The sequence below is a fragment of the Burkholderia sp. HI4860 genome, from assembly GCF_002223045.2.
Lineage (GTDB): Bacteria > Pseudomonadota > Gammaproteobacteria > Burkholderiales > Burkholderiaceae > Burkholderia.
Genome location: NZ_NKFO02000001.1, coordinates 2,420,271 through 2,433,277, shown reverse-complemented (window position 1 = coordinate 2,433,277; position 13,007 = coordinate 2,420,271). Strand labels below are relative to the sequence as shown.

13 protein-coding genes are annotated in these 13,007 nt (G+C 68.8%); 6 read left to right on the top strand and 7 right to left on the bottom strand.

Annotated features, from left to right (window positions below; all coding sequences use genetic code 11):
- Nucleotides 1-332 precede the first annotated feature (332 nt).
- A complete protein-coding gene (gene shiA, locus CFB34_RS10870) occupies nucleotides 333-1,640 on the top strand; it encodes a shikimate transporter (RefSeq protein ID WP_089442492.1) in 1,308 nt (435 codons plus the stop codon).
- Between the two features lie 217 nt (nucleotides 1,641-1,857).
- Entirely contained in the window at nucleotides 1,858-3,159 is a 1,302-nt protein-coding gene (locus CFB34_RS10865) for a UDP-N-acetylglucosamine 1-carboxyvinyltransferase (RefSeq protein WP_023477875.1), read from the top strand.
- Between the two features lie 87 nt (nucleotides 3,160-3,246).
- Here CFB34_RS10865 and CFB34_RS10860 read toward each other — a convergent pair whose 3' ends face one another.
- A complete protein-coding gene (locus tag CFB34_RS10860; RefSeq protein ID WP_242808591.1) occupies nucleotides 3,247-3,396 on the bottom strand; it encodes a hypothetical protein in 150 nt (49 codons plus the stop codon).
- A 152-nt stretch (nucleotides 3,397-3,548) separates the two neighbouring features.
- On the opposite strand from CFB34_RS10860, the gene CFB34_RS10855 reads away from it, so the two are divergent.
- A complete protein-coding gene (locus CFB34_RS10855; protein ID WP_089427504.1) occupies nucleotides 3,549-4,319 on the top strand; it encodes an IclR family transcriptional regulator C-terminal domain-containing protein in 771 nt (256 codons plus the stop codon).
- 105 nt (nucleotides 4,320-4,424) lie between these two features.
- Here CFB34_RS10855 and CFB34_RS10850 read toward each other — a convergent pair whose 3' ends face one another.
- The 5 genes from CFB34_RS10850 to CFB34_RS10830 all read right to left on the bottom strand — a co-directional run bounded on the left by CFB34_RS10850 (nucleotide 4,425) and on the right by CFB34_RS10830 (nucleotide 10,533).
- On the bottom strand, nucleotides 4,425-6,725 hold the full coding sequence (locus tag CFB34_RS10850; protein ID WP_089442493.1) for an ATP-dependent DNA helicase: 2,301 nt from the start codon (nucleotides 6,723-6,725) through the stop codon (nucleotides 4,425-4,427).
- A complete protein-coding gene (locus CFB34_RS10845; RefSeq protein ID WP_089442494.1) occupies nucleotides 6,722-8,416 on the bottom strand; it encodes a VRR-NUC domain-containing protein in 1,695 nt (564 codons plus the stop codon). The genes CFB34_RS10850 and CFB34_RS10845 overlap by 4 nt, the downstream gene beginning before the upstream one ends.
- Before the next feature lie 98 nt (nucleotides 8,417-8,514).
- Nucleotides 8,515-9,393 (bottom strand): MipA/OmpV family protein, encoded by an 879-nt coding sequence (locus CFB34_RS10840; protein ID WP_089442495.1) that lies wholly within the window; start codon nucleotides 9,391-9,393, stop codon nucleotides 8,515-8,517.
- Nucleotides 9,394-9,598: 205 nt separating this feature from the next.
- Nucleotides 9,599-9,910, bottom strand: coding sequence for a hypothetical protein (locus CFB34_RS10835; RefSeq protein ID WP_089442496.1), 312 nt, complete (start codon nucleotides 9,908-9,910; stop codon nucleotides 9,599-9,601).
- A 323-nt stretch (nucleotides 9,911-10,233) separates the two neighbouring features.
- Complete coding sequence (locus CFB34_RS10830; RefSeq protein ID WP_089442745.1) at nucleotides 10,234-10,533, bottom strand: hypothetical protein; 300 nt, start codon at nucleotides 10,531-10,533, stop codon at nucleotides 10,234-10,236.
- A gap of 141 nt (nucleotides 10,534-10,674) precedes the next feature.
- Between CFB34_RS10830 and CFB34_RS10825 the strand changes: the two genes are divergently transcribed.
- The 3 genes from CFB34_RS10825 (at nucleotide 10,675) to CFB34_RS10815 (ending at nucleotide 12,306) form a co-directional block, all read left to right on the top strand.
- Nucleotides 10,675-10,923, top strand: a complete 249-nt coding sequence (locus CFB34_RS10825) for a hypothetical protein (protein WP_069251558.1) — start codon at nucleotides 10,675-10,677, stop codon at nucleotides 10,921-10,923.
- A 376-nt stretch (nucleotides 10,924-11,299) separates the two neighbouring features.
- Nucleotides 11,300-11,731, top strand: a complete 432-nt coding sequence (locus CFB34_RS10820; protein ID WP_089442497.1) for a CBS domain-containing protein — start codon at nucleotides 11,300-11,302, stop codon at nucleotides 11,729-11,731.
- Between the two features lie 59 nt (nucleotides 11,732-11,790).
- Nucleotides 11,791-12,306, top strand: coding sequence for a PRC-barrel domain-containing protein (locus tag CFB34_RS10815; RefSeq protein WP_089442498.1), 516 nt, complete (start codon nucleotides 11,791-11,793; stop codon nucleotides 12,304-12,306).
- 13 nt (nucleotides 12,307-12,319) lie between these two features.
- On the opposite strand, the gene CFB34_RS10810 is transcribed toward CFB34_RS10815, so the two are convergent.
- Entirely contained in the window at nucleotides 12,320-12,931 is a 612-nt protein-coding gene (locus CFB34_RS10810; RefSeq protein ID WP_089442499.1) for a DUF4142 domain-containing protein, read from the bottom strand.
- Between the last annotated feature and the right edge of the window lie 76 nt (nucleotides 12,932-13,007).

Sequence of the window (13,007 nt, the reverse complement as noted above, 5' to 3'; positions counted from 1 at the left end):
TGGGGATGGCGCCCGTTGCGTGCGGAAGGCGCGGCCAGCGTGGCGACCGCGCATCCCGCCCCGAACGGGCGAGTTTTCAATGCCGCCAATTTTAACCAGTTCGTTCACGGCGGCACACCCTGGCCAAACGGGATATCGTCACGCCGCCTAGTGCAAACCCGAAAAGCGTTCGATAATCGCACGGACTTGAACGATAATCGCGCACTCTGTCCGATTGGCCAATTGCCGCCGTGCGGCGCGCGCCCTATTCTCCGTTCACTCATCGACTTCAATGCAGCATCGGACGCGGCGCCGCCACGATTCCACGATGCGCCGTGCCAGGAGACATCGCCATGACCCCAACCTTCGACACCCTCGACGCCGCAGCCGGCGCCCGCGCGCGCAGCCAGGCCCGCAAGGCCGCGATCGGCAGCTTCGTCGGCGCCGTCGTCGACTGGTACGACTTCCTGCTGTACGGGATCGTCGCCGCGCTGGTATTCAATTCCGAGTTCTTCCCGAAAGTCAGCCCGACGATGGGCACGCTCGCGGCGTTCGCGACCTTCGGCGTCGGCTTCCTGTTCCGGCCGCTCGGCGGCGTCGTGTTCGGCCACTACGGCGACCGGCTCGGCCGCAAGCGGATGCTGGTGCTGACCGTGATGCTGATGGGGCTGTCGACGGTCGCGATCGGCCTGCTGCCGGCGTTCTCGACGATCGGCTGGTGGGCGCCCGTGCTGCTGGTGCTGATGCGCGCGATCCAGGGTTTCGCGGTCGGCGGCGAATGGGGCGGCGCGGCGCTGATGGCCGTCGAAAGCGCGCCGAAGCAGAAGAAGGCGTTCTACAGCAGCGGCGTGCAGGTCGGCTACGGCGTCGGCCTCGTGCTGGCCACGGGCATCGTGTCGATCCTGAGCCACACGCTCGGCGAGGCCGCATTCAAGTCGTGGGGCTGGCGCCTGCCGTTCGTGTTCAGCATCGTGCTCGTGCTGATCGGGCTGTGGGTGCGCAAGAACATGGACGAATCGCAGGAGTTCGTCGAGAAAGTCGAACACGGCAACCGCAAGCTGCGCCTGCCGGTGCTGGAAGCGCTCACGCGCCATCCGAAGGCATTCCTGCTGATCATCGCGCTGCGCCTGGCCGAACTGTTCACGATGTATATCGTCACCGCGTTCGCGCTCAGCTATTCGACGACGAACCTCGGCATGTCGCGCGACCTGTTCCTGAACATCGGCCTGCTGGTGGGCGCGGTGAGCTGCGTGACGATCCCGTGTTTCGCGTGGCTGGCCGACCGCTACGGCCTGCGCCGCATCTACCTGATCGGCGCGCTGATCGGCCTGGCGTCCGCGGTGCCATTCTTCGTCGCGCTGGAAGCGCGGTCGGTCGCGTGGATCGTGATCTTCTCGATCCTGCTCGCGAACGCCGCGCACGACATGGTCGTGAGCGTCCAGCAACCGCTGTTTACCGAGTTGTTCGGCGCCGAGTACCGCTACAGCGGCGCGGGCGTCGGCTACCAGTTCGCGAGCGTGGTCGGCGGCGGGTTCACGCCGTTCATCGCGGTCGGCCTCGTCAGCGTCGCCGGCGGCTCGTGGCACCTCGTCGCCGGTTATCTCGCGGTCGGCTGCCTGATCTCGCTGGTGGTCGCCGCGCGGATGCGGGCGGCGCAGTAACACCCTGACCGGATGGCCGGCCCGATGCGCGGCCGGCCATCCCGCGTGGCTCGACGATGACCTGCAACGGCGCCGCTGCGTCGGGTTCGAGCGCACGACGTCAAACACTGTCAGTTACGCGCGTCGATTCCCCCTTTTCCCCTCTGAACATTCCACGCCGCCCGCCGACCAATGGCATCATATGGGCCTACGTCAGTCACCGATACGCCCCCATATCATGTCGAATCTCATCGTCCACGGCGGCACTCCGCTGCGCGGGGACATCAAGCCGTCCGCGAACAAGAACGCCGTCCTGCCGATTCTGTGCGCCACCCTGTTGACCGATCAGCCGCTGCGCCTTGTCGGCGTGCCGGACATCACCGACGTGCGCAAGATCCTCGACATCTTCCGCACGCTCGGCAGCGACGTGTCGGTCGACTTCACGACGGGCCTGCTCGAACTCCACCATCGCAACACGAAATTCGATCCGGCCGTACACCGGCTGCCGGAAGCGATGCGCTCGTCGATCATGCTGATCCCGCCGCTGCTCGCGCGCTTCGGCGTCGCGCGCCTCGAGAACGACGTGAAGGGCTGCACGCTCGGCGTGCGCGAGATCGATCCGCACGTCGAGGTGTTCGAGCGCTTCGGCGCGCATATCGAACGCACGCCCGATTCGCTGATCGTCCGCACCGACGGCCCGCTGACGGCCAACGACCACTGGCTCGACTACGCGTCGGTGACGACCACCGAGAACTTCGCGCTGTGCGCGACGGCCGCCAACGGCACGTCGACGTTGATGAACGCCGCGTCGGAGCCGCACGTGCAGGAGTTCAGCCAGTTCCTCGCGATGATCGGCGTCGCGATCGAAGGCATCGGCACGTCGCGGCTGTGCGTGACGGGCGGCGGCAAGCTCGGCGGCGGCGAGTTCCGCTTCGCCGAGGATTTCCACGAGATCGCGACGTTCCTCGCGCTCGGCGCGATCACCGGCGGCGACATCACGGTGCGCAACTCGTCGCCCGAACATTTCCCGTTGATCGACCGCACGTTCGCGAAGTTCGGCGTGACCGTCACGCACCGCGACGGCTGGTCGCGCGCGGAACGCGACGGCCCGCTGCGCGTGCGCCGGCCGTTCACGCAGAACATCCTCACCAAGGTCGAAGCCGCGCCGTGGCCGTACCTACCGGTCGACTTGCTGCCGATCTTCATCGCACTCGGCGTGCGTGCGGAAGGCAGCGCGATGTTCTGGAACAAGGTGTACGACGGCGCGCTCGGCTGGTCCGGCGAACTGTCGAAGTTCGGCGCACACGTGCTGCTGTCCGATCCGCACCGGCTGATCACGTTCGGCGGGCTGCAACTGACGCCGGCGCGTGTCGAGAGCCCGTACATCATCCGCGTCGCGATCGCGCTGCTGATGGTGGCCGCGAGTATCGAAGGCCGCTCGGAAATCATGAACGCGCTGCCGATCCGCCGCGCGCACCCGCACTTCGTCGAGAACCTGCGCTCGGTGGGCGCGAACGTCGAGTGGACGAGCAGCGAATAAAGCCCTGACGGTACGGCGCACGCGCTGCGAGCGGCCGTACCACCCGCCACACCCGGTCGGCGCCTGCGCCGGCCGCTCCCTCCTGCTTTACTCGCCTCCCCCGCAATCGACATCGCCGCCGCCCATGTGGTCGAACCCGTAGAGCATCACGGCCGTCGCGCCGCGCGCGGGATTGCTTGGGCGTTTCGCCAGGCTTTCGTCGAGCGGAGACGACGGATACTGGACACTCGTGTCCATCAGGTTGCCCGGCTCCGAGCGCAACTCCGCTTCGGTCAGCTTGCTTCCGTCCGCGCGCGGCAGCCCGAATGCCTTGCGTAAGTCCGCTTAAAGTGCGCGATAATCGCCCATTCACGCGCGATTACCGCGCATTCCGACGCCTGCTCACCACGATGAAAAAGCCCGAACTCGACCGACGCGACTGGATTGCCGGCCTCGAAAAAGGCCTGGCGATCCTCGAGGCGTTCGACAGCCAGCATGCGCGCATGACGCCCACCCAGGCCGCCGCGCGCACCGGCCTCACACGCACGGCCGCGCGGCGCTACCTGCTGACGCTCGAATCACTCGGCTACGTGTACACCGACGGCAAGCTGTACGGTCTCACGCCGCGCGTGCTGCGAGTCGGCTGGTCGTACTTCGATTCGGCCCGCCTGCCGCGCACGGTCCAGCCCTATCTGCAGCAATTGAGCGCATCGCTGAACGAGTCCGCGTACGTGAGCGTGCTCGACGACTGGGAACTCGTGTTCATCGCGCGCAACGGCGTGTCGCGCGTGATGACGACCGGCTTCGTGCTCGGCGCGCGCGTGCCGGCGCCGCTGACGTCGCCCGGCGTCGTGCTGCTCGCCCATCATCCGGATCGCGAAGCCGTGCGCGCGTGGCTCGACGACACCGAACTGCCGCCGTTCACGCCGCACACGATCACCAACAAGGCGCGCCTGCTCGAACAGGTCGACCAGGCACGCGACGCCGGTTTCGCGGCGATCGAACAGCAATTGCAGGTCGGCGTGCGCGGGATCGCGGTGCCGCTGAAGAACCGTCACGGTGAAGTGGTCGCCGCGCTGAGCACCAACATGCCGATCGGCGCGGAGACGACCGACGCGGCCGTGCGGCGCGTCCTGCCGCATCTGCAGGAAGCCGCGCTCGCGATGCTGAATGTGCTGTAGCGGCAGCACTCACCCAGGCCGCGTCCGCGGCCGCCCGATCTCGCTACGCGACGGATGGTGCTCACCTGCCGGAATCGGCAGTCTGCCGGCAGCGCCTCGTCCGTCTCACCCGATCCGCCACCACCGCGGCAGCAGGTCGCGTACTTCGCGCCGCCGGTAACGGTCGTCGATCAGGTGCACGACACCTTCGTCGTACTCGGTGCGGATCACGCGCCCGGCCGCCTGCACGACCTTCTGCAAGCCCGGGTACAGGTACATGTAGTCGTAGCCGTTGCCGAAGCGCGCGTCCATCGCGCGCCGCATCTGCTCGTTGACGTCGTTGACCTGCGGCAACCCCAGTGTCGCGATGAACGCGCCGATCAGGCGCTCGCCGACCAGGTCCACGCCTTCCGAGAATGCCCCGCCCAGCACCGCGAAGCCGACGCCGCGCCCGCCTGCGTCGAAGCGGGCGAGAAAGGCGTCGCGCTCGCTTTCCGCCATGCCGGGCGCCTGTGCCCAGACGGGCACGTCCGGATGCCGCGTCTGCATCAGCGCGACCACGCGCCCCAGGTAGTCGAAGCTGCTCAGGAAGCCGAGGTAGTTGCCGGGCCGCGTCGCGTATTGCGCGGCGATCAGGTCGGCGATCGGTTCGAGCGAACGGTCGCGGTCGCGCCAGCGCGTCGACACGTGGCTTGCGACGCGCACCGTGAGTTGCTCGGCGCGGAACGGCCCGTCGACGTCGAGCCAGCCCGTGTCGCCGGGCAACCCGAGCGTGTCGCGATAGAAATGAAACGGGCTCAGCGTGCCCGAGAACAGCACGGTCGCGCACGCGGCCTCGTAGCGCGGCGCGAGAAAGCCGGCCGGAATCACGTTGCGCACGCACAGCGTCGACTGGACGCGGCGCCGGCGGCCGGCCGACGCCACGCCGTCCAGCGCCGGCTGGCGCGGCATCGGTTCGCCGTGCAGCGTCGCGTCGAAGATCGACGCGCTGTCGAACGCCTCGGCCAGCACGCCGAACTGGATCGCCTCGAAATGAAACCGCAGCAGCGCATCGCCGTTCGCGCGCGGCGCGTCGGCCAGGTGTTCGCCGATTGCCGCGACGAGGTTCTGCACGGCCGACACGATCGGGCCCGGGATCTCCGGATACGCGGCATAGCGCTCGGCTTGCGCGCGGCTGACCGAGCCCCAGGCGCGGGCGAGCCGGTCGAACGCCTTGCGCAGCGCCGCAGGCGCAATCTCGCGGGCCGCCGCGAACGCGAACGGATCGAGCGATGCGCTGTACATCTTCCTCGCGCGATCGAGCAGGTTGTGCGCTTCGTCGACGAGCACGCCGACACGCCACTGGTTCTGCTGCGCAAGCGTGTGCAGCATCGCGCTGCCGTCGTAGTAGTAGTTGTAGTCGCCGATCACCATGTCGGACCAGCGCGCGAGCTCCTGCGACAGGTAGTACGGGCAGACGTCGTGCGCGAGCGCCGCTGCGCGCACGGTCTCGCGGTCGAGCAGCCCGGCCTCGATGGCCGCATCGCGCGCGGCCGGCAGACGGTCGTAGAAGCCTTTCGCGAGCGGACACGATTCGCCGTGGCATGCGCTGTCCGGATGCTCGCACGCCTTGTCGCGCGCGACGAGTTCCAGCACGCGCAGCGGCAGCGCCGGCGTGCCGGCGCCGAGCGTCGTCGCCGCTTCGAGCGCGAGCGCGCGGCCGGGTGTCTTCGCGGTCAGGAAGTACACGTGATCGAGCTCGCCCTCGCCGCAGGCCTTCAGCAGCGGAAACACGGTGCCGAGCGTCTTGCCGATGCCGGTCGGCGCCTGCGCCATCAGGCACCGCTCGTCGCGTGCCGCGCGATAGACGGCCACCGCCAGCTCGCGCTGGCCACTGCGGAACTGACCGTGCGGAAACGCCAGCGCGCGCAGCGCCGCATCGCGCGCCGCGCGATGGGCCGTCTCGCGCTCGGCCCAGCCGACGAAGCACGCGCACTGCTCGGCAAAGAACATCGCAAGCTCGGCCGCGCCCAGCGTTTGCGTCAGCACCGTCTCGCGCTCGGACACGATGTCGAAATAGACGAGCGCGACGTCGATTTCCGGGAGGCTGCGCGCGTCGCACATCAGGTGTGCGTAGACCTTTGCCTGCGCCCAGTGCAGCGCGCGGTGGTTGTCGGGCATCGCATCGAGGCTGCCGCGATAGGTCTTGATTTCCTCGAGACGGTTTGCCACCGGGTCGTAGCCGTCCGCGCGGCCGCGCACGGTGAGCGTGCCCCAGGTGCCCGTCAGCGCGATCTCGGTTTCGTAGCGGGCGCCGCGATTCGACGTGACCGCACCGTGGCCGGCGATGCCTTCGAGCGCGGTCGGCGCAGGTGTGAAGCGCAGGTCGAGGTCGCCGCGTCGCGCGGTGAACTCGCACATCGCCCGCACCGCGACGACATAGCTCATGCGGACAGCCCCGCCGCTTCGGCGTGCGCGACGCCCTCGCCGGCCCACTCGACATCGATCACGCGCACCGGCATGCCGTGCGCGATGCAGTACGCGAGCCAGCGCGTCTGGTTGTCCTGCAGGCGGTCGCCGGGGCCTTTCACCTCGATGAGTTCGTAGCGGCGCTCGCCGGGCCAGAAACGGACGAGATCGGGCAACCCCGAGCGGTTGCTGCGGATATCCGCGAGCAGGCGCGTGAACCACAGCCGCAGGTGCTTGGGCGGCAGGCACGCGAGCGCCTCGTCGAGCAACGCGTCCGTCAGCACGCCCCAGAACACGAACGGCGATTGCAGTCCGGCCTTCGTCGCGAAATGCCGGCGGATCGTGTCGCGATAGGCGCCCGAATCGAGCTGCGCAAAGCACGCGGCGAACGCTTCCGCACGACGCGCGACGAAATCGGGTGCGTGCAGATCGGCGGGGCCGCGCTGGAACGGGTGGAAGAACGCACCGGGCACCGCGGCGAACACGGGCTCCCAGCACAGCAGCCCGAACAGCGAATTGATCAGCGTGTTTTCGACGTAGTGGACCGGCGAAGCCGGTTGCGCAAGATGGTCGCGCACCGCGAATTCGACACTGACGAACGCATCGGGGCGCGTGATCACGAGCGTCTCTCGCGGCACGTCGGCCGCCGCGGCAGCGCGTTCGACGCGCTGGCCGAGCCGGCGCTGCAGGCGCGGCAGCATCCGCTCGACACGCTGGCGCTCCTCGTCGCTCTCGAAGCCGCCGCGCGCGGCGAGCGCCAGCGCGAGCGCCTCGTCGTCACGCCCGCAGCGTTCGAGCACACGGATGCGCCGATGGCGGCTGCCGGGCCATGCACTGCGCGCATACGCGTCGAGCGCGCCGTCCCAGTCGGCCCGGCGCTCACACGTCTGCCCGAGCGCGAACAGCAGCTTCGCACGACGCGTCGCAAGCCACGGCTGGGTGCAGCCAACCGCGTCGATCGCGCGCACCAGGTCGTCGAACGGCAGATCGTCGGGCCACGCGCCGAGCGCGTCGCGGCAGGTCTGCAGCGCGAGATACGCATCGACGTCGCCGCGCTGCTGGAACGCGCGCGACGACGGCGCGATCGGCACGCTTTCGTACTGGAACACGCCGAGATCGGCGAGCACGAACTCGCTCCAGTCCTGATGGAGATTGCCGAAGAACATCAGGCGCAACCGGTCGCACAGCGCGCCGACCGTCACGCGCAACACGCGGTCGCCGGCCTGCGCGCACCACGCGTCGAGCGGTTGCGCGACGTCGTGCGCGGGCCGCAGCCGCTCGAGCCATTCGGGCTTGCGCTCGCCCGCATGCGCGGCGAGTGCCGGGAAGATGCGCAGCAGATCGGCCTTGGTCGACAGCGCGAACAGTTCGTCGAGCGTCAGCGCAGGCGCCGGATCGACCCAGCCGAGTGCGACGAGCGGCGCGACCGCGTCAAGCGCGCAGCCGATTTCGTCGTAGACGAGCTTGCTGGCGCGGAAGTCGGACCCGTTGCGCATCAGCATCCGCACGAGCAGCGCGCGCGACGCCTGCGGCAGCGTCGCGAACTGGCGGACGAACGCGTGCTCGTGTTCGTCGAACAGGTCGCCGTAACGCGCGCCGAGCCAGGCGAGCGCGCGTTCGAAATTGGTCAGGTAGTAAAACGCCGGGGGCGTCGGCGATGCAGGTGTCACGGGGATTGATCACTGTACATTTGTACAGGTCGGAATCATATCAAATGTGACGGCAACTGCCGCACGCCCCGTCGGCGATTGGCTCCCCGGCCCCCCGCTCAGAACTGGTAATTCACCGACATGTCGAACACGCCGTTGGTCCTCTGCTGCGTGATCGGGCTGTGCGCGGCGCGGCCGACGAGTTGCTCGAGCGCGCCGTCGATCGTCACGAACCAGTGCTTGTTCACGAACCAGGCCATCGTCACGCCCGCGCCGACCGACTTGAGCCCGGCCCCCGACGAATAGGCCGGCAACCCGGAACGCGCGGCAGCGCCCGGGCTCACGCCGAACCAGCTGTTCATGTAGCGCGAATCGGCGAACGACACGGTCGGCCCCGCGAACCAGAAGAAATGCTCGTTGCTGCCCGGCAGCGGCATGTATGCGGAAAAATCGCCGACCCAGCCATTCGAGCCGCCGATGCTGCGCCGGACATCCGCGCGCAGCACGAGCGGAAATTCCTTCGAGATCACGTAATCGGCCGCGAGTTTCATCACCGGCGCCGCGTTGATGTTGTCGAGGCCGTTCAGGTGCTGGATGTCGTCGGCCGAGCGGCGTCCGAGGTCGTAACCGACGGACAGGCTCACGCGCCAGTTCGGCCCGCGCAGCACGTTCGCGCCGAGCCCTTCGCCGGTCGACAGGAAGAACAGGTCGCGATAGCGGATATCGACCGTCGGGCCGCCCATCACGCGATAGCGATCGGAGCCCGCATAGCGTGGCTGCAGCGTCATCGCGGCGCCCATGCTGATATCCCAGGTGGAGACGTTCGGCTCGAACAGTTTTTGGAGCGGCACGCCCGCCGAGTATTGCCACTCGCCGAGCGGTGAAGGCGTCTGGGCCGACGCGTCGCGGGCGCCAACAGCGGCAAGCGCCGCGCTGGCCGACACCGCGGAAACGAACCGGCGTGCGCCGGGTGACAGCAAAGAGCGAGCAACAGTCATCAAGGTCCCCGTCGGTTGCGCGAAACGAACCCGAAGTAAAGGAGCGCATTGCGCCTCTTCGGCTGCAGCGGCTGGCAGCCTGCGGCGCGAACGTAGCGTGCGCTGAATTAACGGACATCCTACGCGACACACGCACGGACGCAAAGCGCCCGCTGCGTGCGGGCACTTTGCCGTACGCGGGACAGTCCGGTGAAGCGGGATGGAATCAGAATCGCTCGACGTGATAGTCGCCGGCCAGTGCGGCCGGACTGCGCGTCGACATCATCCGCGAGAAACCGTCGGCGAGCCGACCGAGCGCGAGCTGTTTCTGGCTTGCATCCCAGTGCGTATAGGTGTCGTACGCGGCATCGTCGAACGACACGGTGACGGCGGCCGGGCGGCCGCTGGCGCGAAAGCCGATCTGCAGCACGCCGCCCGGCAATTCCTCGATGTGATAGTGCAGCGAGCGCGATTCGAAATAGCGGCCCAGCACCTGAGCGATCGCGCGCTTGTCTGGCGATTGCACGTGAATGTCCATGAGGGTCCTCCTTTTTTCAGTGTTCGCGCGGACGGTTGTGATGCACCGCCTCCCGGCATCCGCATCGGTGGCGGCTGCGACGGCGGGTCGCCTTGCGGCAGCCCATCCGGCACGGGCGGATCGACGGGATCGTCGTGCCCGGGCGGCGGCGGATCCGGGTCGACATCGGGCGTCGTCGGCTCGGGGCGATGCAGCTTGGATGGCGTGTTCATGTCTCTCCTGCGCGACGGCGCGCGCATCTCGATGGCGCCGGCACCGCGCGCAAGCGGCGTGCCCGCTCCTGCGCGCCCGATTGCCCATTCCGGCCGGACGCCGTCGTGCGCTCAGTCGTCGTAGGCCGCCATCACCAGCCACATCGTGCGGCCTTCCGCGGTCAGCCGTGCCGCGAGCGCGAACCGGTCGGACGGCCTGCATTCGGCGACGAGCGCCCGCTGCGCGCGCTCGGGGCCGTCGTAGACGGTGTCGTTCAGTTCGCGTACCTCGTCCTTGCCGTCGAACATCCGCCGCTCGGGCCGATAGACCAGCGACTCGCGCTTCCACGTGTCGAAACGCTCGCGCACGTGGGCGAAATCGCCGCCGCATACGTTCGCGTCGTAACGTATCCTTTCCCTGGCTGCATTCATCACGATGTCCTCTTGTCCACGCCGACGGCGCAGCGTGGTTGCGCCGCGCCCCGTGCGGTGTCGCCCACGCGCAAGCGTCGTGCCGTCGGCCCGCGCGGGCATGGCGCTTGCGCGTGTATCCATGACCAAGGAGGTTCGACCATGACCGTTCACGCCCCCGGCCGCCACGACGCCGTGTCACCGGCTGCCGGACTGCTCTGGCTCGCCACGTCGCGCCCGCCGTCCAAAGACAAGACGGAGGAGCGCATCGACGAGGGCCTCGAGGAGACGTTCCCGGCCAGCGACCCGCCCGCCGTGGGCGGCGCGACCCGTATCGATCCTGCCAAGCCGTCCGGCGAGCACGAACGCCGCTCGCCGCACGTCCCTTCACCGCCCCGCGATCACGGCTGACGGCGGCACCCGGCCCGCGCTGCGCAGCGGCGCAGCGGCGTGCCGGAGCAATCCGGAGTTGATCTGATGAAACGCCTTGAACGCAGATGGCATGAAGTCAGCGGCGCCGCCGGCGTCGCCGCGCTGGCAGCGATCGAAAGCGCGGTGGTGCTCGCGATCGTCGCGATGACGGGCATCGGCCACTGACGTCGTGCCCCGCCCCTTCGCGGCGGCGGCCGTGGAAGATGTACAAGCGGGCTGGCAAATTTCTCCGTCGCCTGGCCGGCGAGGCCCGTTCACGCTGATAGCGGCCTGCATTTGCCGAGGCTCGGCGTGTGCGGCTCGCGCGCGGCACGCCATCTGCTCCCCGATAGTCTGGCTCACGAAGGAGACCTTCATGTATCGCGTCACCGAGATCATGTCGCGCGACGTGGTGTGCGTCGCGCCGACCGACACGATTCGCCACGCGGCCGAACTGATGCGGCGCTTCGATATCGGCGTGCTGCCCGTTTGCGACGGCGCCGAACTCGTCGCGATCGTGACCGACCGCGACCTCGCGGTGCGCGGACTATCACACGGCCATTCGTCCGATACGCCCGTGCAGGCGGTCGCGTCCCAACCCGTGCAGTGGTGCGTCGAGGACGACGGTGTCGGCGACGTCCAGCAGCGGATGGCCGACGTGCAGTTGCATCGGATGCCGGTGCTCGACCGCAACCGGCGGCTGGTCGGCATCGTGTCGCTCGGCGACATCGCGACGCGCGCGGGCGGCCCCGAGCGCGACGAACTGGCCAATACGCTCGAGGACGTGTCGCTGCCGCGCCGGCGCTGACCGGCGCCCGTTGATACCACGTGGCCCGCCCGGGTGCCGCTTCGACCAGGAGGTGTTCGATGACAACGGACAGACCGTCGCGTAACGACACGCGCATCGTCGGCAGCAACCGCCGCGCGGCCGGCGGCGGGCCAGGGCCCGACGTGATGGCCGCCCGCACGCTCGAAGGCGATCGCGTGCTGACGATGGATGGCGACGACATCGGCCAGGTCGCCGACATCATGCTCGACGTGCGCGCCGGCCGGATCGCGTATGCGGTCGTGTCGTCTGGCAGCGCGCCGGGGGGCGGCGACAAGCTGCTCGCGGTGCCGTGGAACGTGCTGGTACTCGACGTCGAGCGCCAATGCTTCGTGCTGCCTGTCCCCACCGAACGCGTGCGCGAAGCCCCCGGCTTCGACAGGAACCGCTGGCCCGCCATGGCCGATCCGGCGTGGGCCGAGGCGCTGCATGCGTACTACGGCAGTTCGCCGTACTGGTTGATCGAGGAAGGAGAAACGGCGCTCGACTCCCCGCCTTACGAGGCGTCGCCGGGCGGCCCCGAAGCGCCTGAAAGCCCCGACGGGGGCAAGCGGTAGCGCGGATCGGCGCTCAGTGTGCGGCCGCCACCGTCTGCGAGAGTTGGCGGGCGGCGGCCAGGTGCGCCTTCAGCGTCGGCAACGCGCGGGCCGCGAACGCGCGAAGCTGCGGATCGCGGCCGTCGCGCGCTTCCGTTTCGTACAGCCGAATCGCATCTTCATGCGCGCGCGGGCCTGCCACCGCGACATAGGCCGTGTCGAACGCATGCCCTTCCTTGGTTCGCAACGCGGTCACGGCCGGATCGACGAGCATCCGCGACTGAACCGGTACGCCCTTGGTCGCGCCAAGCTGCCGCAATTCGTCGGCGAGCCGCCCGTGATCGTCGACCAGCCGGCGCGCGAACGCCTTCACGTTGGGGTTCGACGAGCGGTCGAGCGCGAGCTGGCTGGCCTGCCGCGCCACCTTGCCGATCATGCCGGCCTTGTCGACGAATTCCGCATCGACACCGGTCGGCCGCTGGGTCATGCCGGCCTCGTCGGGCGTCGTGCCGGGGCGGATGACGCCCGGCACGACCTGGGCCGACGAAGCCGGTAACGCCTGCGCATGCGCGAGTATGGTGATTGATGCGCCGACGCTCGCGGCCAGCGCGATCGCCGCCGGCCGATGAATCCGATTCGTTTTCATCCGAACCTCCGTGTGTCGCGACGGAGCGAGCCGACCGCGCGGGCGCCGTTGCGTCGATCGCGCCGCTTCCCTTCGT

What these genes read in the sequence shown, in the direction of transcription:
- shiA (WP_089442492.1), top strand. Translation starts at nt 333, where the DNA reads ATGACCCCAACCTTCGACACCCTCGACGCCGCAGCCGGCGCCCGCGCG.
- CFB34_RS10865 (WP_023477875.1), top strand. Translation starts at nt 1,858, where the DNA reads ATGTCGAATCTCATCGTCCACGGCGGCACTCCGCTGCGCGGGGACATC.
- CFB34_RS10860 (WP_242808591.1), bottom strand. Translation starts at nt 3,396, where the DNA reads ATGGACACGAGTGTCCAGTATCCGTCGTCTCCGCTCGACGAAAGCCTG.
- CFB34_RS10855 (WP_089427504.1), top strand. Translation starts at nt 3,549, where the DNA reads ATGAAAAAGCCCGAACTCGACCGACGCGACTGGATTGCCGGCCTCGAA.
- CFB34_RS10850 (WP_089442493.1), bottom strand. Translation starts at nt 6,725, where the DNA reads ATGAGCTATGTCGTCGCGGTGCGGGCGATGTGCGAGTTCACCGCGCGA.
- CFB34_RS10840 (WP_089442495.1), bottom strand. Translation starts at nt 9,393, where the DNA reads ATGACTGTTGCTCGCTCTTTGCTGTCACCCGGCGCACGCCGGTTCGTT.
- CFB34_RS10835 (WP_089442496.1), bottom strand. Translation starts at nt 9,910, where the DNA reads ATGGACATTCACGTGCAATCGCCAGACAAGCGCGCGATCGCTCAGGTG.
- CFB34_RS10830 (WP_089442745.1), bottom strand. Translation starts at nt 10,533, where the DNA reads ATGAATGCAGCCAGGGAAAGGATACGTTACGACGCGAACGTATGCGGC.
- CFB34_RS10825 (WP_069251558.1), top strand. Translation starts at nt 10,675, where the DNA reads ATGACCGTTCACGCCCCCGGCCGCCACGACGCCGTGTCACCGGCTGCC.
- CFB34_RS10820 (WP_089442497.1), top strand. Translation starts at nt 11,300, where the DNA reads ATGTATCGCGTCACCGAGATCATGTCGCGCGACGTGGTGTGCGTCGCG.
- CFB34_RS10815 (WP_089442498.1), top strand. Translation starts at nt 11,791, where the DNA reads ATGACAACGGACAGACCGTCGCGTAACGACACGCGCATCGTCGGCAGC.
- CFB34_RS10810 (WP_089442499.1), bottom strand. Translation starts at nt 12,931, where the DNA reads ATGAAAACGAATCGGATTCATCGGCCGGCGGCGATCGCGCTGGCCGCG.